Below are 19,174 nucleotides of genomic sequence, written 5' to 3' on the forward strand. Positions count from 1 at the left end.
ACCCTCCAACCCGAAAATCGACGATGCTTATTTGGCAGTCGGCATGGCGAACTCGGCACCCTTGGCGGTGCTGTTCGGCCAGCGCTGCATGACCGATTTCTGCTTGGTGTAGAAACGCACGCCCTCCTCGCCATAGGCATGCATGTCACCGAACAGCGAACGCTTCCAGCCACCGAAACCGTGCCAGGCCATCGGCACCGGAATCGGCACGTTGATGCCGACCATGCCCACCTGGATGCGGCTGGCGAATTCACGGGCGATGTGACCGTCACGGGTGTAGCAGGCGGTGCCGTTGCCGAACTCGTGGGCATTGACCAGCTCGATGGCCTCGGCAAAATCCTTCACCCGCATGCACGCCAGCACCGGGCCGAAGATTTCCTCCTTGTAGATTTTCATCTGCGCGCTGACGTGATCGAAAATCGTGCCGCCGAGCCAGAAGCCCCCGGCACAATCGGCACCGGCCTGGGCGCCATCGAACTCACGGCCGTCCACCAGCATTTCGGCGCCTTCGGCGATGCCCTGCTCGATGTAGCCGGTGATGCGCTGCAACGCGGCGGACGAGACGATCGGGCCCATTTCCGCCGACAGGTTCATGCCTTCGAGGATCTTCAGCGTGCGGGTGCGCTCCACCAGTTTGGGCATGACCTTGTCGGCTACATCACCGACAAACACCGCCACCGAAATCGCCATGCAGCGCTCGCCCGCCGAGCCGAAGGCTGCGCCGATCAGGGCGTCGACCACCTGGTCGATGTCGGCGTCGGGCATTACCACCATGTGGTTCTTCGCCCCGCCCAGGGCCTGCACGCGCTTGCCGTGGCGGGCACCGGTCTCGTAGATATGGTTGGCAATCGGCGTGGAACCGACAAAGCTCACCGCCTGCACCTGCGGGTGGTCGAGCAGCGCATCCACCGCTTCCTTGTCGCCCTGGACAACGTTGAACACACCGTCAGGCAACCCGGCTTCCTTGAACAGTTCGGCGATCAGCAGCGACGGCGAAGGGTCGATCGGGCTGGGCTTGAGCACGAAGGTGTTGCCGCAGGCGATGGCCACCGGGAACATCCACATCGGCACCATGACCGGGAAGTTGAACGGCGTGATACCCGCCACCACGCCGAGGGCCTGGCGCATCGTCCAGTTGTCGATGTGGGTCGAAACCTGCTCGGTGTAGTCGCCCTTGAGCAGTTGCGGAATGCCGCAGGCGAATTCGACCACTTCGATGCCACGGGTCACTTCACCCTGGGCATCGGTAAACACCTTGCCGTGCTCGCGGGTGATCATCTGCGCCAGGGTGTCGCGGTGCTCGTTGAGCAGCGCCAGGAACTTGAACAGAATGCGCGCCCGGCGCAGCGGCGGTGTCGCCGACCAGGCCGGGAAAGCGGCCGCTGCCGACTGCACGGCCGCATCGACTTCACTGGCATTGGCCAGCGCTACTTTGGCAGTGACCGCCCCCGTGGCGGGGTTGGTGACGTTCTGTGCGCGACCGGAGTTGCCCGGCGTCACGCGCCCGTGAATGTAGTGTGCGATGTCTGCTGGCTGGTTGCTCATGGCGGGTGTCCCCTGCTGGTGGATAAAAGCCATCTCTTTTTGTTGTCAGGTGGTGCCAGACGAAATTAGGCCAGCCAATCAATCATGTAAAATGATGATTAATGATCGTAAAAATCACATTTCATGAACATGGTTTTTGTAGGAGCGAGCATGCTCGCGATGGACGAATGAGCGCCGCTGGGTGCCAGGTACCCAGCGTCATCGTTAACGACCATCGCGAGCATGCTCGCTCCTACAGGGATGAAGCGGTGAGCTTTTGCAGGTATTTGGCGCGCTCGGACAGGCGACGCTGCCAGTCCGGAGCCAGGCCCGGGGTGGCCGCCAGTGCAATCAGGTCGTCGATCACCGGCCTGTGCGACAACTGCACCTGCCAGAAACGGTCGATGGAAAACAGCTCGCTGTGCCGCTCCAGCCGTTCGATCCGGTCGCCCGCTTGCAGTGAGCCCGGCTGTAGCACCCGGTAGTACCAACCGGTGATGCGCTCTTTGGCGACAAACATCGACATGTGCTCGGCATCGAAACGGTGATTGATCTTCCAGCACGGGCTGCGCGGTTGGGACACCTGCAACACGACACTACCGATCCGAAACACATCGCCGATGTGCACGTTGAGCTCGCAAAGCCCGAATGCGGAGATGTTCTCTCCCAGGCTGCCGGCCACCAATTGCGCGGCACTGTGCGCAAAGGCCTGCGCCAGCCGTTCGTAGTTCTGCGCCGCATACTGGTGCAGCGCTTTTTCCGGCCCGCCATGCACCCGGGTGTCGCCATGCTGGTCGCCGACGATGCCGTGCCGCTCCACGCGCACCGAGCCTGCATGGCGCTGTTTGAACATGCCGGTGCGCTGCCCTTCGGGCGGCAATACGCTCAGTCCTCCGGCAAAGACCTGGTCAACGTTCGAAATCACTGTCATGGATCTGCCTGCGCTCATCAGCCGGTTTGGGTCACTTTACTTAGCGGCGCAGAAGCTCGTAAAGTGATCATTAAATATGTCCATAATCACTTTTCAAGATGGATGGAAACGATCATGGAAATGCGTCAGCTGAAGATTTTCTGCGCCGTGGCCGAACTCGGCAGCTTCACCGCCGCAGCGGTTCAGGTGAACACCGTGCAGTCCAACGTCACCATGCGCGTGAAGGAACTGGAAGCCGAACTCAATCGCGAGCTGTTCATACGCAAGAAGTCCGGGGTCGTGCTGACGGCGGCGGGTGAAACCTTCCTCGGCTACGCGCGGCGCATCCTGCAGCTGACCGACGAGAGTCGCAGCGCCCTGATGGACACCGGCAGCCCGGCGGGCCTGTTGCGTCTGGGTTCGATGGAAACCACGGCCGCCATCCGCTTGCCACAGGTGCTGACCAAATACCGTGAGCAATTTCCCGATGTGCAGCTGTCACTGTTGACCGGCACCACGGTCGAACTGATCAAGGCGATCGAGGCCCATCGGCTCGATGGTGCCTTTGTCGGCGGCTTCCACCAGAACTCGGCGTTGGCCCAGGAAGAAGTCTTCTCCGAGGAATTGGTGCTGGTCAGCAGCAACCAGTTCGAATCCCTGCCGGCATTGATCGACAAAATGCCCCAGCAAACCGTGCTGGTGTTCCGCACCGGCTGCTTCTATCGATCGACCCTGGAAAACTGGTTCTATCAGGCCGGGCTTGTGCCCAACCAGATCATGGAACTGGGCACGCTGGACGGCATCCTCTCGTGCGTCGCCGCCGGCATGGGCGTGACCCTGCTGCCCAAGGCCATCGCGGAGAACAGCAGCGTGCGCCATGCCATACGCTGGCACACGCTGCCGCCCGAGTTCGCCAATGTTTCGACCGTGTTCATCCGTCGCAACGACTCGATGATCACCTCCGCCATGAGCGCGTTCATCGGCCTGGCACAACAGCAGATCGCCCAACCAACACCTACCTCGTAGGAGCCAGGCTTGCCGGCGAAGTCGTTTTCAATGGCGCCGCATGACGTGCGGCCGCCTTCGCCGGCAAGCCTGGCTCCTACGAAGCGGGTGTGTCGTTCTCATGTATTGCGGTCGATACATGAACCTGTGGGAGCGAGCCTGCTCGCGATGACAGCAAAGGCACCGCGTTTATCCTGAATGCACGCGTTATCGTTGAACACCATCGCGAGCTTGCTCGCTCCTACAGGTGGCCATGGCAGGCCGCTCCACCACGGTCACCAAACCACTGGCCAACTCCGCCACGCGCTCGGCCGCCGGTACGACGCTGTGAATCTTGCCCACCCCCTGCCCCGCGTACAGCGACAGCTTCTGCGCCATGCGCGGCTTGTCGATCGCGCGCGCGCCACCGCCGATAAAGCGCAGCAGGTTCCACTTGTCCCGGTTGGGGATGACCCGGTGCGGCGTGCCGTAGGTCCAGCCGAACGAGTAGCCGGTGCGGTACTCGGTGTCATCGGTGCTCGCCTCGACGATTTTCTGCTTGTACAGCGGGTGGGCGTTGGACTCGTCGGTGGCAATGAACGCCGTCCCCACCACCACGCCGGACGCCCCCAGCGACATCAGTGCCCGTACGTCGTTGCCGTGGGTGATACCACCGGCGGCCAGCACCGGGCGCCCTTCGGCAATCGCCAGGATCGACGTCAGCAACGGCAGGATGCCAATGGTGCCGCGATTGAGGTGACCACCGCTTTCACTGCCCTGGGCAATGATGATGTCGGCGCCCTGGGCGATGGCGATATGGGCCAGCTCCACCGACCCTGCCTGCACCATGACCAGCAACCCGGCGTCTTTCGCCCGGGGGATCATGTCGGCGGCATATTGCTCGGCATAGAACAGCGACAGCAGTTTGGGCTTTTCCTTGAGGATCACCTGAAATTGCGCTTCGAACACATCCGGCCCGCCGAATTGCGGCACCAGGTTCACGCCGAAAGGCCGGTCGGTCAGTGCACGGGTCTCGGCGATCCAGCGGCGCAAGGCCAGGGGCGGCAGGCGCAAGCCGCCGATCACCCCCATGCCCCCGGCATTGGCGACGGCCGCCACCAGTTGCGGCCCGGAAATCGCCGCCATGCCACCAAGGAAAATCGGATATTTCACGCCGCAAAGCCGAGTGATGGCGTTACCGGGAAACTCGAAAATGGCTTCGTTCACGTCATTCATGACTCACAGCTCCACGTGTTTGCCAAGCATCCGCTTGAGCGTGTTGTTCTTCAGGACAACGTGATTCTTCACCGCGCCGAAGATGTGCAGCGCCAGGCCGGCGAGGAACGCCGAGGCGCCGATGTCGAACAAGGTATCGACCACATGCTTCAAGGTCGGGTTGCTGGGCAGCAGCATGGGAATGGAAATTCCGCCGGGCAGCTCCACCGCTTCGCCGGCCGCCGCCCGTGACGCCCAGACCGCGATGGGCAGCAGCACCATCGCCAGGGCCAGCGCCACGGCCACCGAGCGGCTGATAATGACTTCGATGGGATTGGGCGTGCCCACCGGCAGCGGATGATAGGAGGTGATGCGCGCCCAGAACCTGTAGGTCGAAACCAGGAACAGCATCAGGCCCAACAGGTTTTGCACCCTGCCAAGCTCCGTGCGTAATGCCTCTGCCGATACCAGGCCGATCGACACTTGCAGGGCGAAAATCGCCAGCAGCGAAAACGCCACGACCCAATGCAACGCAACGGTGACGGGGGAAAATCTCAAGCCATTGTCTCGTAACTGCATGACTGACTCCTTTTGCAGAACGGGCAAATCAGGAAAGGGAAAGGTGCCTCAGTGGCTGACTGCCTTCGCAGCACCAAGGCCGGTCCGGGCACGGACCAACTGATCATCGAAACGCTCGCGCTCAAGCACTGCCGCGTGACTGCGATCAGTGACCGAGCCCAGCCAGGTGCAGAGAAACGCCACGTTCATCGAGACGATCGCCGGGTAGTCGTATGGGAAAATCGCCTGGGCGTTGCCCAACACCTTGACCCACACCGCCGGCGACAGAATGACCAGCCCCACGGCGCTGATCAGGCCCGCGACACCGCCGATCAAGGCCCCGCGGGTGGTCAGCCCCTTCCAGTACATCGACAGCACCAGGATCGGGAAATTGACCGACGCGGCGACGCCGAAGGTCAGCGCGACCAGAAACGCGATGTTCTGATCCTTGAACAGGATGCCCAGCACCACCGCAACGATGCCGATACCCACCGAAGCCATCCGCGACACGCGCCGTTCTTCGCCGGCATCGGCCTTGCCCTTTTTGATCACGCTCACGTACAGGTCATGGGAAATCGCCGAGGTGCCGGCCATGGTCAGCCCGGACACCACCGCCAGAATCGTCGCGAACGCCACGGCGGAAATGAACCCGAGCAGCAAATCGCCCCCTACCGCCTTGGCCAGGTGCATCACCGGCATGTTACTGCCGCCGATCAGCTTGCCCGCCAGATTGCCCGACTCGTAGAAGGCCGGGTCTTGCCCGACTATCACGATGGCGGCCAGGCCCAGCACGGCGACGATCAGGTAGAAAAAGCCGATGAAGCCCGTGGCGACGAACACCGATTTGCGTGCCTGCCGGGCGTCCGGCACGGTGAAGAAGCGCATCAGAATGTGCGGCAGCCCCGCCGTGCCGAACACCAGGCCCAGCGATAGCGAAATCAGCGACAGCGGGTCGGCCACCAGTTTGCTCGGCAGCAGCATCCGCTCGCCCTCGTGGTGCGCGGCCACCGCCTTCTCGAACAGCAGATCGAAGGAAAAACCGAAGCGGCTCAGGGCCAGGAACGCCAGCAGCGTTCCACCCAACAACAGCAGCCCGGCCTTGATGATCTGCACCCAGGTGGTGGCGACCATGCCGCCGAAGGTGACATAGACCGCCATCAGCAACCCCACGGCGATGACCGCGTAGTTATAGGGCAAGCCGAACAACAGCTGAATCAACTGACCGGCGCCGACCATCTGCACCACCAGATAAAAGCACACCACCGTCAGCGAGCCGAAGGCCGTCATCGTGCGGATGCGGTTCTGATCGAGGCGGAACGAGGCGATATCGGAAATGGTGATGCGCCCCAGGTTGCGGATGCGCTCGGCAAACAGGAACAACAGCAGTGGCCAGGCAACGAAGAAACTGATCGAGTACAACACGCCGTCGAAGCCATTGAAGAAGATCATGCTGGTGACACCCAGCAGCGCTGCCGCCGACATGTAGTCGCCGGCCAGCGCCAGACCGTTCTGGAAACCGGTAATGCCACCGCCGGCATTGTAGAAATCATCCATGGACCGGGTCCTGGCAGCGGCCCAGTAGGTGATACTCAGAGTCGTCACGACGAAGACCAGGAACATGCCGATGGCGGTGAGGTTGAGCGGTTGCTGCTCGACGTTCTGGATCACGTCGCCGGCCATGGCGCCGGTGGCAACCGCGATGAGCAGCGTGAGCGACACCAGGTTGCAAAGAATGCGTTTCATACGATGGCCCCCGCCCGGATTTGCGCGGTCAGTTCATCGAACTCACCATTGGCGCGCAGGATGTAGAGCCCGGTGAACAACCAGGCGCCAACGATAAACACCAGGCCCAATGGCCAGCCGATGTTGATGGTGCTGGTGGCCGAAAGCTTCGTCGCCAGCAGTTGCGGAGCGAAGGCGGCGACGAGGATGAACGTGAAGTAAGGGACAAGGGTGGCCGCGCTGAGGCCGGCGACAAATCTTCGCTGCCTCGAGACCAAATCCTTGTAACGGGGGTGATTGCGAATTCTGGCTGATTCGGTTGCAGGGTTCACGTTGACTCCGTGTAGCAGTGGTTGCGTTATTGTTGTTCCACAGCCTCAGACTCGAAGACTCGATCCGCCACTGGCTGCGGTATCTGTGCCCGTTCAACCTATGCCCGGCATATGATCATGTAAAATGATCATTTGTGATTCAGCTGATCGCTTTTGGTGAATCAACAAGCCCTCGATTTTCCCTGTACTTGTCTCGCGATTTCTCCAACACTGATCTCACTCAAGCGGCGAAACCTGATTCGGTTATTACTTTTAGAGATAGGTGAATGTGATGGATGTAACGGATCTCAAGGTGGTCGATGCCGTGGCACGCCACGGCAGCATGAACAAGGCCGCCAGCGAACTGAACACCGTGCAATCCAACGTTTCGGCGAGGATTCGCTCGCTTGAGGACGAACTCGGGGTGGCGCTGTTCCAGCGCAGCGCCAAGGGCGTTCAGGTCACGCCCGCCGGGCGCCGCATCCTGCCCTACGCCGCCCGGCTGTCGAAATTGCTGCTCGATGCCTCCAGCGCCGCCCGCGATGACGGCCAGCCCAAAGGGTTGCTGGAGATCGGTACGCTGGAAACCACCCTGGCCATGCGCCTGCCGCGCCTGATCGCGCGGTTTGCCAAGGCCTACCCCGAGGTTCGCCCGGTGGTGCGCACCGGCACCACCTGCAGCCTGATCCAGAGCGTCATCGACTGCAGGCTCGAAGGTGCATTCGTTGCCGGGCCGGTCAACCACCCGGAGCTGCACAGCGAAACGGCATTTTGCGAAGAGCTGGTACTGGTCACCTCACCTGCCCTGCGCAGCCTGGAGTCGGTCGCCGACGTCGAGAACCTCAAGACAGTGGTATTCCGCATCGGCTGCTCCTACCGCCAACGCCTGGATACGCTGCTGACCGGCCTGGGCATCGTCGCCCCCGAGCCACTGGAGTTCGGCTCAATCGAAGCCATCATCGCCTGCGTAGCCGCCGGGGTCGGGGTCACGTTGTTACCCCGGGCAGTCGTGGCCAATGCCGCCCGCGAAGGGCTGGTCGCCATGCATGATCTGCCGGCGGAGCTGGCTGAAGTGCAGACCGTGTTCGTGCGGCGGATCGACGGCTACTTCTCCAGCACACTGGCCACCTTCCTCCACAGCCTGCATGAGGACGCCGCCTCTGCTCCGGCGCTGGCTGGCGTAACGCTGTAGTTTCACCGGCCGACACTGGCCTGCAACACCGGCATCGCATTGAAACGGCCTTTGACCCAGGCGTTGATAACGGCACACAGCACCAGCAGCGCGCCGGTCACCAGGAACACGTGATGCAAACCCACATGCGCGCCGATCTGGCCACCGATCAGCGGGCCGATCACCTGCCCTGCAAACTGCGCCGACTGCAGATAACCCAGGACTTTACCGGTGCTGTGCTCCGGCACCGATTGACGCAGCAGTTTGGCGATGGCCGGCAGCAATCCGGCAAGGGTCATGCCCATGACGCCCCGCAACACCGCCAGTTGCCACCACTGCGTCACATAGGCCTGGGGCACCATGACGATACCCGTCAACACCAGACAGCCGATGATGACGTTCCAGCCGCCGATGCGATCGGCCAATGCGCCAAGCCTGGCGGCGGTCAGGATACTGCCCAGGGCCGAACCGGCCATCACCACACCGGCAATCCACGCCTGTTCATCGAGGGCCACGCCGAGGTAACCGATATAGACGGTGATGATCGGCTCGATGGACATATTGGCCAGCAGCACCATCATCGCCGTCACCAACAGCGCGGCGACGACTGGCCAGCGCGAGCTGTCACCGTCGGTTGAAGTCTGTTTGTCGCGCCGCGATCCATCCGTTGTCCGGTCAAAGTCTTCGCGAACACAGAGGATGGTGATAATCGCCGCCACCGCGATCATCGTCCCGCCGACAAAGAAGGTGCCGCGAATCCCCACCAGTTGTGGCAGGAACCCACCCACCAGCGGCCCGACGAGGTTGCCGGACAAGGCGCCGGTCGACAGCACACCCAGGGCCCAACCCGCCTTTTCCCTGGGCACCTGGGTGCCGATCATCACAATTGCGGCCGAGGCATAACCACCGATGAGCCCGGCGATCAGGCGCAGCGCCACCAGTTCGGTGACGTCCCGCGCCAGCCCGATCAACGACATCACCACCGCCATACCGATGGCCGCACGGACCAGCATTGGCTTGCGACCGTAACGATCCGCCAACCGCCCCCACAGCGGCGCGGTCATCGCCGTACCGAAAAATGTCGCGCCGAAGGCCACTCCCGACCATTGCACCACGTCAGCCTGATTCGTCACGCCCAACTGCTGCACATACAACGGCAAGAACGGCAGCAGCATGCTCAGGCTCACCAGGGTGGTGAACGAGCCGAACACACAAATGGCCAGGTTGCGCCGCCAGTAGGCGCGATTGCGATCGGCATAGTTCATGTGACGAGTACTCCGCAGGTGAAGGTCAGAGGGCCGATTGTCCGGATGGCTGCGAGCCACGCAGCGCCGCCATCACATCGATGAAAAAGGCGATCAGCATGGCCGACGTGCCAATGAGGAACAGCAGGTGGTAGTTGCCACCACTCCAGGAAAACAGGAACGACAAGCCATAGGCGGCGATTGCCTGAAACAGCGCGAACCCCACCGTGGCGGTTTGCCAGGCCGCATTCTGTTGAGCGAGGTGATGAACAAGGATTTCCTGAATCCGTCCCAGCACCAGCGGCACGGTGCCGGTGACGAAGGCGCCGACGACCACGCTGGACGCCATCAGCCAGACAGTGCCCGCACCCATCGCCGGCACCGCGACACTGACGGCCTCGATGAGGAACGCCACCCGCAACGCCCGGCCGAACCCGACCCGATCGGCCAGCACTCCCGCCAGCAGCGGACCGACCGTGGCACCGATACCGAACAGCACCCAGTATTGCGCCCCCGTTTGCAGCCCTTGACCCAGGCCGCGGGCAACGAAATCCACCAGGAAGATCATGTGCGGCACCCAACCGGCGGCGTTCAACGCGTACTCGACATACAGCGCCTTGAGCGTGCCATTCGATGGGGTGCGACGAGGATGAGGAGTGCCGGTCGCCGGGGCGTTGTCCGTCGGCCAACCGTGCCAGGCAATGGCGCTCAGCAACAACGCAATGACGCCCAGCCCGAGCCAGGTTTGCGCAAGCCCCTGTTGCAACAACAGCGGCACCAGGGTCCCGGACGCCGCAATCCCGACGCCCACCCCCATGAAAATCACCCCGCCCGCCAACCCTCGGCGGGACGGCGGCACATGGGCCAACACCGTCGGCGCCGCCAGCACCATCAATGCGCCGCCGGCTGCACCCGATAACAGGCGCCAGGCAAAAAACCAGACAAAGGACAGCGGCCACGCACAGGCGAAAAACGCCAGGCTGGCCAGCAGCATCATGAGTCGCAGGGTCCATCGCGTAGAGATTTTCGCCGCCAGCGTGCGGCCAAACAAAGCGCCGGCCAGGTACCCCGCCAGATTGGCCGCGCCAAGATAGGCGGCCTTCGACGCATCGAACCAATGGGCGTCCACAATGGCCGGCAGCAGCGGTGTATAGGCAAACCGCGCCAGGCCGATGCCGACAAGGCTGGCGGAGAAGCCGGCCACGGTGCCCCGCCATGGACTGACCGGATGGGGTGCGGTGGCGGCAATCGTGGGTTTTACGCTGTTCATCGTCTGCCCTTGCAGTCTTCAGTTGGGCGAACACTACGCGCGAGACGATATCTCCAGTAACGAATAAATTAGCTATCGGCTATCTGTAAAAAAGATATGCCGATGGCAGCTGACTTTGCCGAGGGTTTATTACACGGCGTATCAACTGTAATTCCCGCGAAGCGGTATATCTTCCGATCAAGGCTTTCCTACAGTGGCTCATGGCTTTCACTCCCTTTTCACCCGACGAGCGAACTTTCATGACCCATGACTTGAACCCTCTTGATACCGCGCTGGCCGCCTACCCCAGGGCTGCGTTGCTCGAAGGCCCGACACCGATCCAGAAACTGTCCCGATTGAGCAGCCTGCCCGAGTTCAATGGCTGCAACCTGTACGTCAAACGCGATGACCTGACCGGCCTTGGCGGCGGTGGCAACAAACTGCGCAAGCTGGAATTCCTGCTGGGCGAAGCGCTGGCCGAAGGCGCCGACACCCTGGTGACCTGGGGTGGCTTTCAATCCAATCACGCGCGCCTGACCGCCGCCGTCGCCGCCCGGCATGGCCTGGCTTGCGAACTGATCCTGACCCCGTCCGCCGTGCGCAGCGATCAGGACTTCTGCCACAACGGCAACGTCCTGCTCGATGGTCTGTTCGGGGCAAACATCCATCGCTTGGCCAGGGGGGTGGCACCGGATGTCCATGCGGGGCAACTGGTTGAAACGCTCAAAGGCCAAGGGAAAAAGCCCTTCGTCATGCCATTGGGCGGCTCCAGCCCCCGTGGCAGCCTGGGCTATGCCGCCTGCGCAGCGGAGATCCTGCGTCAGGCGGATGCACTGGGTATTCATTTCGACCAGATTGTCGTGCCCAACGGCAGTGCCGGGACCCATTCCGGATTGCTGGCGGGTGTGACGCTGGCGCGCGCCTCCACACAAATCCTCGGCTACTCGGTACTGGCAACCGAGGAACAGGCCTTGGCCACGACACTGGAAAAGACCCGGCAAACCCTGCAGCTCCTCGCCCCCTCCGTTGCCTTGGTCGAACACACGGTGAGTGTGGATGGCAGCCAGCGCGGCGACGCCTACGGCGCACCGACCGATGCAATGCTGGAGGCGGTACGCCTGCTGGCTTCCCACGAAGGCTTGCTCATCGACCCGGTCTACGGCGGCAAGGCCTTCGCCGGTTTGCTGGCTGCCGTGCGCCGGGGCGACTACCCGGCGGGCAGTCACCTGTTGTTTGTCATGACCGGCGGCTTGCCGGGGCTGTTTGCCTACCGCAGCGCCTTCGACTGAGCCGGTTTTTCAAGCGCAAAAAAATCCCCGGACGTGAATCCGGGGAGTTTTTTTGTCGCATCGATCGATCAGCCCTGGGCTTTGCTCATCTTGGTGAACAGCTCGGTCGGTACTTTCTTGCCGTTGGAGATGTACTGGTTGGTGCGGAACTTGTAGACCTCGGCTTCGGACAGGTAACCGTCGTGGTTGGTGTCCATCGCCTTGAATTCCTCACCGCCCTGCGGGGCCACGGCCAGCAGTTCTTTCAGCGAAACACGGCCGTCGTGGTCGGTGTCGGTGCGAGCGAACGAAGCGTCGCCGCATTTGCCTTCACCGCACTTGCCCTCACCGGCCTTGGTCACTTTGGCGGCGGCTTCACCAGCACCGCACTTGCCTTCGCCACATTTGCCTTCGCTGGTCTTTTCCGCTGCGGCCAGTTGGTAGCCCTGCGGCAAGGCGTCTGCGGCAAACGCGGTGGAGGCCAGGTTCAAGCTGCCGGCCAGTGCGACGGCGATCAGGCCAATACGGGATTTGTTCGACATACGGGACATGGTTGTTTCTCCGGGTACAGTGTGCGGCCTGGGCCGTCTGGGTCATGCCACAAGGGCGATAAGCCGTGGTGCGAGGCGCTTGTGCTTTCTCGCTAAGGCCAGGCTATTTGACTGCACACGTGTATCCCGGATGTATCCGCATCGAGGGGCATTTGTAAGCCAGTCTCCGAACAGGGGGGCCGGATACACAGCGATACATAGTCCCCGCTTTTCTTCTGCAGGTCGCTCCTACGCCGCAGGATCGAGCAAAGCACGAGTTCTGCTTGCCTTCTGCGAACATTCTCAGCCTTCTCTTTCTTCGTTCCCGTTTGAAGCACAGCCCCTTTTGGCCAACCCGATTTTCCTTTTAAGGCTTGACTGATTCCCCTTCCTGATCGGGCTCAATAGGGTGTATGCGCTCCTAACCCCGTCGCTTGACCGTCAGCTCTGGAAACTGAACCGATGTATTGAGCCTGAATCGACCTGGATTGAACTGGAACTGAAAAATGATGATAAGACGCATTAGGCTAAGCGCACGCGCAGCACTTTGTTTTGGTGTGATATGCCTTTTATTGGTGTTGATGGGCGGACTGTCGATTTGGAAAATGTCGCAAATCGGCAAGGAAGCGAAAATGCTCGAATCCGACTGGCTGCCCAGCATACAGGGCTCTGCCGCGATCAAATCGAACGCCTACAATCTTCGCTTGTCACTGCTGTATTACATTATTCAAGGCGCGACCAATAATGATGCGTCGCGTGCCAAAGTCATCGAACAGGATAAAAAACTCGATAACGCCACCTCGGCCTATGAGTCCAATGTTTCTTCTGCAGGTGAGCGGGCCAAATATGAAAGAGTCAAAGCACTGGTAAAAAATTACCGCGACAAAGTGCATACCCTGTTGATGCAAGCGGACAAACAATCCCAAGCTCAATCATTTGTTTATATCCGCACCGAAACTGCCCCGGCGGCTGATGAGTTGATAGACGGTATTGACCAGTTGGCCGTTTTTAACACCGTTGGTGCAGCAACGTCGGGCGATAATGCGCGTGCCGCCTTCGACAGCGGTCTGGCCTGGGTGATCGCGATCATTGCCGCAGGCTTGGCGCTCACAGTGGCCATCGCCATTTTCTTCACACGAAGCATCGTATTGCCGCTTCAATCGTTGATGCATATCAACCAGATGATTGCCGGTGGGGATTTGAGGAGCAGCGTCGAGGTGTCGGGAACCGATGAACTGACGGATCTGCAACAGTCAGCGGCGGCGATGCTGAAGAATCTCAAGGGCACGATCCATCATATTTCCGAGTCGGCTGCATCGCTGGCATCGGCGGCTGAAGAAATGAGCGCGATCACCCATGAATCGAAATCGGGCATTCAACGCCAGAGTCTCGAAACCGAACAGGCGGCAACGGCCGTCAACGAGATGACGGCGGCCGTCGAAGACGTCGCCAGCAATGCGCTGTCAGCCTCCAGGTCCACACAACATTCCGGTACAGCCGCGCAGACCGGCCTGGATCGGGTCACCCGGACGATATCGTCGATTGAAAATCTGGCGGGCACCGTTGAGCAAACCAGCAACGACCTTGAGCAATTGGCGCAACAGACTCAAGGAATCAGAAAAGTGCTCGACGTTATTCGGGCCATTGCCGAGCAAACCAACCTGCTTGCCTTGAACGCCGCCATCGAAGCCGCCCGCGCGGGTGAACAAGGCCGCGGCTTTGCCGTGGTAGCCGATGAGGTCAGGGCCTTGGCTCATCGGACTCAGGAGTCGACACAGGAAATTGAGCAAATGATGAGCGGCATCATGTCAGGCTCCGACAAGTCCGTGCTTTCGATGCAGGAAAGCAGTGCAGAAGCCATCAAAACGCTTGAGATTGCACGCGAAGCCGGGGAAGCCATTCGGGAAATATCCAGGGCGGTGGCTGATATCAACGAAAGAAACCTGCAGATCGCAACCGCGTCCGAGCAACAGGCACAAGTCGCCCGGTCCGTGGATCAAAACCTGATGAGCATCAGGGATCTCTCCGTTCAAAGTACATCGGTAGCCAATGAGACCTCCATTGCCAGCAATGAGCTGTCGAAGTTGGCGATTGGCTTGAACAAGGTGGTCGCTCAATTTACCGTTTGATTCAATCGCTGCATTGTCCGGGTACGTGTTGCCGACGGCCCTTCGACCCAGGATTACTTGCGACTGCGTGGCATGAGTGGCGCGACCGGTGGGGTCACGCCAGTCGCCGCAGTGCAGAACCTTCGACGCCTGGCCGATTTCGCCTCTCACGGGCGCCCCGTCACGGGATATGAGCGACAACCTCCGACAACGAACCCTGCCCCACCCCAATGGTCACAACATTGATGGCGTCGCATCGCCCCCGTGGTCCCGGACCACCTTCATTCAAGCGCGACGCCTGTCATCCACACACTTCTGGGCGCGCCGGATAACGTTCGGCAGGTTCGGTTCCCGGTTGAATCCGGGCTGACTGCTGCTCCCGTCCACTGCTCCCTTATCGGAGTATGCAAATGACTCATTCGATGCGGTTCTTTCTATCTTTCTTTCTCGTGCTCGCCTCATTGGCATCGGCGAGCTTTCTAAATACGGCAGGAGCGGCCACCGCCGAGGACCTGAATGCCGACTCTCGACAAGCGTTGCAGACGCTCTACAAGACCAATCCGTTTTCCGAAACCATTTCGCACCAGGCCAAAGCCGTGCTGGTGTTCCCGAAAATCATCAAGGCCGGCCTGGTATTCGGCGGCAGTTATGGCGAAGGCGTACTGATGAAGGGCACGAAGGTCGAGAACTATTACAACTCCGTCAGCGGCTCGTGGGGCCTGCAGGCCGGTGCGCAGTCGTATGGTTATGTGGTGTTTCTGATGACCGACAAGGCGGTCAAATATGTCGCCGACACCAAGGGCTGGGAAATTGGTGTAGGGCCAACGGTTGTCGTGGTGGATGAAGGGGTTTCGAAGAACCTGTCCAGCTCGACACTCAAGGATGACGCCTATGCGTTCATCTTCGACCAGCAAGGGCTGATGGCCGGGATCAGTATCGAAGGCACGAAGATTTCCCTGATCAAGCGCTGAAAACCACGAAAGTCCCAGGCGGGTCCTTCCAGTGGATTGAAAAAGCCTGCGGGGTGTTGCGCCCCGCAGGCTTTTTATCTGGCTCAGTAAAAAATCAATCTGCCCCCTTCTCAGCCCTGGACTTTGCTCATCTTGGTGAACAGCTCGGTCGGTACTTTCTTGCCGTTGGAAACGTACTGATTGGTGCGGAACTTGTAGACCTCGGCTTCGGACAGGTAACCGTCATGGTTGGTGTCCATCGCCTTGAATTCCTCACCGCCCTGCGGGGCCACGGTCAGCAGTTCTTTCAGCGAAACACGGCCATCGTGATCGGTGTCGGTGCGAGCGAACGAGGCGTCGCCGCATTTACCTTCACCGCACTTGCCTTCACCGGCCTTGGTCACTTTGGCGGCGGCTTCGCCGGCGCCGCACTTGCCTTCGCCACACTTGCCTTCGCTGGTCTTTTCCGCTGCGGCCAGTTGATAGCCCTGCGGCAAGGCGTCTGCAGCAAAAGCGGTGGACGCCAGGTTCAAGCTGCCGGCCAGTGCAACGGCGATCAGGCCAATACGGGATTTGTTCGACATACGGGACATGGTTGTTTCTCCGGGTACAGTGTGCGACCTGGGCCGCCTGGGTCATGCCGCAAGGGCGATAAGCCGTGGTGCGAGGCGCTTGTGCTGTCTCGCTAAGGCCAGGCTATTTGACTGCACACATGTATCCCGGACGTATCCGCATCGAGGGGCATTTGTAAGCCAGTCTCCGAACAGCGGGGCCGGATACACAGCGATACATAGGCCCCGCTTTTCCTTCCTCTGCCGGCCGCGCCTACGGCGCAGGATCGATCTGATCCAGCAACCGGTTCGCCGTGATCTCCGCCAGCATCACGCTATTGGAAATGCCCAGCAGCGCATTGCGCGAGCCGCCATCCAGGTGATCCACCAACTGATGGACCATTACATCCACCGAGGCCAGCGTCTCGACCAGATACACCGCCAAGGTTTCGCTCGACGCCTCCGGATCGACGCTGAACAGCGTACTGGGGGTGCGCGGTGCGGCCTTGATATCGGCCGTCGAGGGGAAATGAAAGTCGAGGGCACGCTCGGCGGCCTCGTTGAGTTTTTTTGAATCGGGTTCGTAGGGGGATGCGGGGTTTGGCGGGTTGGGTGTGACTTTGAACATGGTGACTCTCCGTTTGCGAGTGGAGCTGCCGCGTTCGTTTCCAGACGAAGGGGTGACAGCTGTACGCAGGCTGGAAACCCGGGAAAACGGCAACCCGGTAGACCTGAAGGTCTCCTGCGCACAACCGCCATAACGGAGTGCACATCAAAGGCGCGCAAGCATACGTGATGAAGGGCGCTTTTGGTTGCCGTTTACATTTCCGGGTTTCCAGACCCGGCCGCTGAATTGGCAGCGGCACGTAAACGATAGAGCCTCTCCCTGAAGCGCACTAGCCGGCGAATTCTGGCTTCACCGTAGGCTGCGCCGCAAGAATTTGTAGCTTTCCGGAAGTAAATCCGGGGGCTTTTAAACACGCGCCCCGCTCCTCCCGAGAAAAGCTGCACTGGCTGCACGACTGCCAATCAGCACGTGTACAAATGAAGGGCCGAAAGCGGACGTTCTTGACGGGCAGAAGTCGGCCAGTAGCAGACATTCGCCTGAGCCGCTTTCGCCAGAATCGAACGGTTGGCATGAATGGCTGCCCTAACAAATGGAGATATGATCTGCCTACCGCACTAGAGCCGATTCAGGCCTATGATTCTTCAACAACCACCTCTATGGAAAGAGCACGGCAATGATAAACGATTCAGATTTGGCTGAAATGACTCCTTCCGCTCTAACAGGAGTAACTGTCGGGATCAGTTCACTGATCCTGCTTTTTGGTGACATGGCAAGCGTGTTAATTCAATGCCCATTCGCTTGCGATATCAGTAGGGTATGCAGGTGGGGGCATGGTGAAGACCCCTCTACCAGCCCTTTACTTTTCGACTTTCTAAACCTCGATGTAGAGGGCTTTTCAATTGATAGTTTTGGCGTTTTCACCATCACTTTCAGTAGGGAAATGATCCTGAAAATCTATCCTGAGAAGAATGGGTTTGAATCTTATGTTGTGAGTACGCGGCGCGATGTATTTCCCATCTTGGTGTGGTAACCGGAAGAACTCTATAGCGCTCAGTGAAGAATAGAACGAAAAATAACGAAAAATGGGACGCCCATTAGCCGGTCTCAAGTCAAGGCTAAAAGCCAACTCGGATTTATTTTACTTGCTCTAATTTGCACCTCTGCCTCCGATGCAGCACTCCCTCGTAGGCACGTCGATAACCTTAGATAACGCGAGCCCTGCATCAGAGTAAAAATAAATCTGCGCCCTTTTTCCATGTATCCCGGACGTATCCGCATCGAGGGACATTTGTAAGCCAGTCTCCGAACAGGGGGGCCGGATACACAGCGATACATATGCCCCGCTTTGCCTTCCGCTGCCGGCCGCGCCTACGTCACAGGATCGATCTGATCCAGCAACCGGTTCGCCGTGATCTCCGCCAGCATCACGCTATTGGAAATGCCCAGCAGCGCATTGCGCGAGCCACCGTCCAGATGATCCACCAACTGATGGACCATCACATCCACCGAGGCCAGCGTCTCGACCAGATACACCGCCAGGGTTTCGCTCGACGCCTCTGGATCGACGCTGAACAGCGTACTGGGGGTGCGCGGCGCGGCCTTGATATCGGCCGTCGAGGGGAAATGAAAGTCGAGGGCTCGCTCGGCGGCCTCGTTGAGTTTTTTTGAGTCGGGTTCGTAGGGGGATGCGGGGTCCGGCGGGTTAGGTGTGACTTTGAACATGGTGAAACTCCTAGAAATGTGGAGCTCCCACCCGTCGCTGCGAAACGAAATAGGGTGGCAGCTGTACGCGGGTTCGCAGACCAGGACTCTAGGAACCCGGCAGACCCTGAGGTCTCCCACGCACAGCCGCCATGACGTGAGTGACAGACTCAAAAAAGTATCTGCTCACGGACGGTAGACGTTGTGCGCCTAGAGATTAGCCGAGCTGCGAAACCCGATCACTGATGGGCAGTGACAGGAATCAAGATACCGAGCGGCCCCCAGGCGCAAAAGCCGGCGGATTCTGGCGTAGTGGTAGGTAACGACGCAAGATTTTGTAGCTTTCTGGAAGTAAATCTGGGGGGCTTTTAAACACGCGCCCCGCTCCTCCCGAGAAAAGCTGCACTGGATGCACGACGGCCAATCAGCACGTGTACAAATGAAGGGCTGAAAGCGGACGTTCTCGACGGGCAGAAGTCGGCCAAAAGCGGACATGAGCACGCGACTGCTGACGGCCAAAAGCGGCTATCGGCAAGCGACCGCTGACGTCCAACGGTCGCCGTTCGTGACGTCCGCTAACGGCAATTGCGGTTGTTTAGATATTTTCTCA

General features: G+C 60.1%; 17 protein-coding genes and 2 pseudogenes. 7 read left to right on the forward strand and 12 right to left on the reverse strand.

Annotation, left to right across the window (positions count from 1 at the left end):
- Window positions 1-27 precede the first annotated feature (27 nt).
- Window positions 28-1,545 carry a CoA-acylating methylmalonate-semialdehyde dehydrogenase gene (locus ACQKP2_RS18050; RefSeq protein WP_427578335.1) on the reverse strand — a complete coding sequence of 506 codons (1,518 nt, stop codon included), beginning with the start codon at window positions 1,543-1,545 and terminating at the stop codon, window positions 28-30.
- Window positions 1,546-1,777: 232 nt separating this feature from the next.
- On the reverse strand, window positions 1,778-2,455 hold the full coding sequence (locus tag ACQKP2_RS18055; RefSeq protein WP_427578336.1) for an MOSC domain-containing protein: 678 nt from the start codon (window positions 2,453-2,455) through the stop codon (window positions 1,778-1,780).
- 114 nt (window positions 2,456-2,569) lie between these two features.
- Here ACQKP2_RS18055 and ACQKP2_RS18060 point away from each other — a divergent pair, with 114 nt between their 5' ends.
- The gene (locus ACQKP2_RS18060) at window positions 2,570-3,460 is read left to right on the forward strand and encodes a LysR substrate-binding domain-containing protein (protein ID WP_427578337.1); all 891 of its coding nucleotides are present in this window, start codon (window positions 2,570-2,572) and stop codon (window positions 3,458-3,460) included.
- 186 nt (window positions 3,461-3,646) lie between these two features.
- Here the strand turns inward: ACQKP2_RS18060 and ACQKP2_RS18065 are convergent, their stop codons facing one another.
- From ACQKP2_RS18065 to ACQKP2_RS18080, 4 genes are read right to left on the reverse strand one after another with little or no spacing between them, the layout of a single operon-like run.
- Window positions 3,647-4,654 (reverse strand): NAD(P)H-dependent flavin oxidoreductase, encoded by a 1,008-nt coding sequence (locus ACQKP2_RS18065; RefSeq protein WP_427578338.1) that lies wholly within the window; start codon window positions 4,652-4,654, stop codon window positions 3,647-3,649.
- A gap of 3 nt (window positions 4,655-4,657) precedes the next feature.
- Complete coding sequence (locus tag ACQKP2_RS18070) at window positions 4,658-5,212, reverse strand: cytochrome b (RefSeq protein ID WP_427578340.1); 555 nt, start codon at window positions 5,210-5,212, stop codon at window positions 4,658-4,660.
- A 48-nt stretch (window positions 5,213-5,260) separates the two neighbouring features.
- On the reverse strand, window positions 5,261-6,934 hold the full coding sequence (locus ACQKP2_RS18075; RefSeq protein ID WP_427578342.1) for a cation acetate symporter: 1,674 nt from the start codon (window positions 6,932-6,934) through the stop codon (window positions 5,261-5,263).
- Entirely contained in the window at window positions 6,931-7,245 is a 315-nt protein-coding gene (locus tag ACQKP2_RS18080) for a DUF485 domain-containing protein (protein ID WP_427578344.1), read from the reverse strand. The genes ACQKP2_RS18075 and ACQKP2_RS18080 overlap by 4 nt, the downstream gene beginning before the upstream one ends.
- 271 nt (window positions 7,246-7,516) lie before the next feature.
- Between ACQKP2_RS18080 and ACQKP2_RS18085 the strand changes: the two genes are divergently transcribed.
- Window positions 7,517-8,416 (forward strand): LysR substrate-binding domain-containing protein, encoded by a 900-nt coding sequence (locus ACQKP2_RS18085; RefSeq protein ID WP_427578346.1) that lies wholly within the window; start codon window positions 7,517-7,519, stop codon window positions 8,414-8,416.
- A 2-nt stretch (window positions 8,417-8,418) separates the two neighbouring features.
- Here the strand turns inward: ACQKP2_RS18085 and ACQKP2_RS18090 are convergent, their stop codons facing one another.
- Both ACQKP2_RS18090 and ACQKP2_RS18095 read right to left on the reverse strand, forming a co-directional pair.
- Window positions 8,419-9,660, reverse strand: coding sequence for an MFS transporter (locus tag ACQKP2_RS18090; RefSeq protein WP_427578347.1), 1,242 nt, complete (start codon window positions 9,658-9,660; stop codon window positions 8,419-8,421).
- A 25-nt stretch (window positions 9,661-9,685) separates the two neighbouring features.
- Entirely contained in the window at window positions 9,686-10,909 is a 1,224-nt protein-coding gene (locus tag ACQKP2_RS18095) for a YbfB/YjiJ family MFS transporter (protein ID WP_427578349.1), read from the reverse strand.
- A 239-nt stretch (window positions 10,910-11,148) separates the two neighbouring features.
- On the opposite strand from ACQKP2_RS18095, the gene ACQKP2_RS18100 reads away from it, so the two are divergent.
- On the forward strand, window positions 11,149-12,177 hold the full coding sequence (locus ACQKP2_RS18100; protein ID WP_427578350.1) for a D-cysteine desulfhydrase family protein: 1,029 nt from the start codon (window positions 11,149-11,151) through the stop codon (window positions 12,175-12,177).
- Between the two features lie 68 nt (window positions 12,178-12,245).
- Here ACQKP2_RS18100 and ACQKP2_RS18105 read toward each other — a convergent pair whose 3' ends face one another.
- Window positions 12,246-12,707, reverse strand: a complete 462-nt coding sequence (locus ACQKP2_RS18105) for a hypothetical protein (protein WP_427578351.1) — start codon at window positions 12,705-12,707, stop codon at window positions 12,246-12,248.
- A 488-nt stretch (window positions 12,708-13,195) separates the two neighbouring features.
- Here ACQKP2_RS18105 and ACQKP2_RS18110 point away from each other — a divergent pair.
- The 3 genes and pseudogenes from ACQKP2_RS18110 to ACQKP2_RS18120 all read left to right on the forward strand — a co-directional run.
- A pseudogene (locus ACQKP2_RS18110) lies at window positions 13,196-13,954 on the forward strand (MCP four helix bundle domain-containing protein); the annotation flags it as partial.
- A gap of 261 nt (window positions 13,955-14,215) precedes the next feature.
- Window positions 14,216-14,815 (forward strand): annotated as a pseudogene (locus tag ACQKP2_RS18115) (methyl-accepting chemotaxis protein); the annotation flags it as partial.
- Between the two features lie 389 nt (window positions 14,816-15,204).
- Window positions 15,205-15,765 (forward strand): YSC84-related protein, encoded by a 561-nt coding sequence (locus tag ACQKP2_RS18120; RefSeq protein WP_427578353.1) that lies wholly within the window; start codon window positions 15,205-15,207, stop codon window positions 15,763-15,765.
- 110 nt (window positions 15,766-15,875) lie between these two features.
- On the opposite strand, the gene ACQKP2_RS18125 is transcribed toward ACQKP2_RS18120, so the two are convergent.
- Window positions 15,876-16,337, reverse strand: a complete 462-nt coding sequence (locus ACQKP2_RS18125) for a hypothetical protein (RefSeq protein WP_427578354.1) — start codon at window positions 16,335-16,337, stop codon at window positions 15,876-15,878.
- A gap of 232 nt (window positions 16,338-16,569) precedes the next feature.
- Entirely contained in the window at window positions 16,570-16,923 is a 354-nt protein-coding gene (locus ACQKP2_RS18130; RefSeq protein ID WP_427578355.1) for a DUF6124 family protein, read from the reverse strand.
- A 613-nt stretch (window positions 16,924-17,536) separates the two neighbouring features.
- Between ACQKP2_RS18130 and ACQKP2_RS18135 the strand changes: the two genes are divergently transcribed.
- A complete protein-coding gene (locus ACQKP2_RS18135; protein WP_427578357.1) occupies window positions 17,537-17,893 on the forward strand; it encodes a hypothetical protein in 357 nt (118 codons plus the stop codon).
- Between the two features lie 338 nt (window positions 17,894-18,231).
- Here the strand turns inward: ACQKP2_RS18135 and ACQKP2_RS18140 are convergent, their stop codons facing one another.
- Window positions 18,232-18,585 carry a DUF6124 family protein gene (locus ACQKP2_RS18140; RefSeq protein WP_427578358.1) on the reverse strand — a complete coding sequence of 118 codons (354 nt, stop codon included), beginning with the start codon at window positions 18,583-18,585 and terminating at the stop codon, window positions 18,232-18,234.
- Window positions 18,586-19,174: the final 589 nt, after the last annotated feature.

The organism is Pseudomonas sp. NPDC089569 (genome assembly GCF_050280625.1).
Classification (GTDB): Bacteria; Pseudomonadota; Gammaproteobacteria; order Pseudomonadales; family Pseudomonadaceae; genus Aquipseudomonas.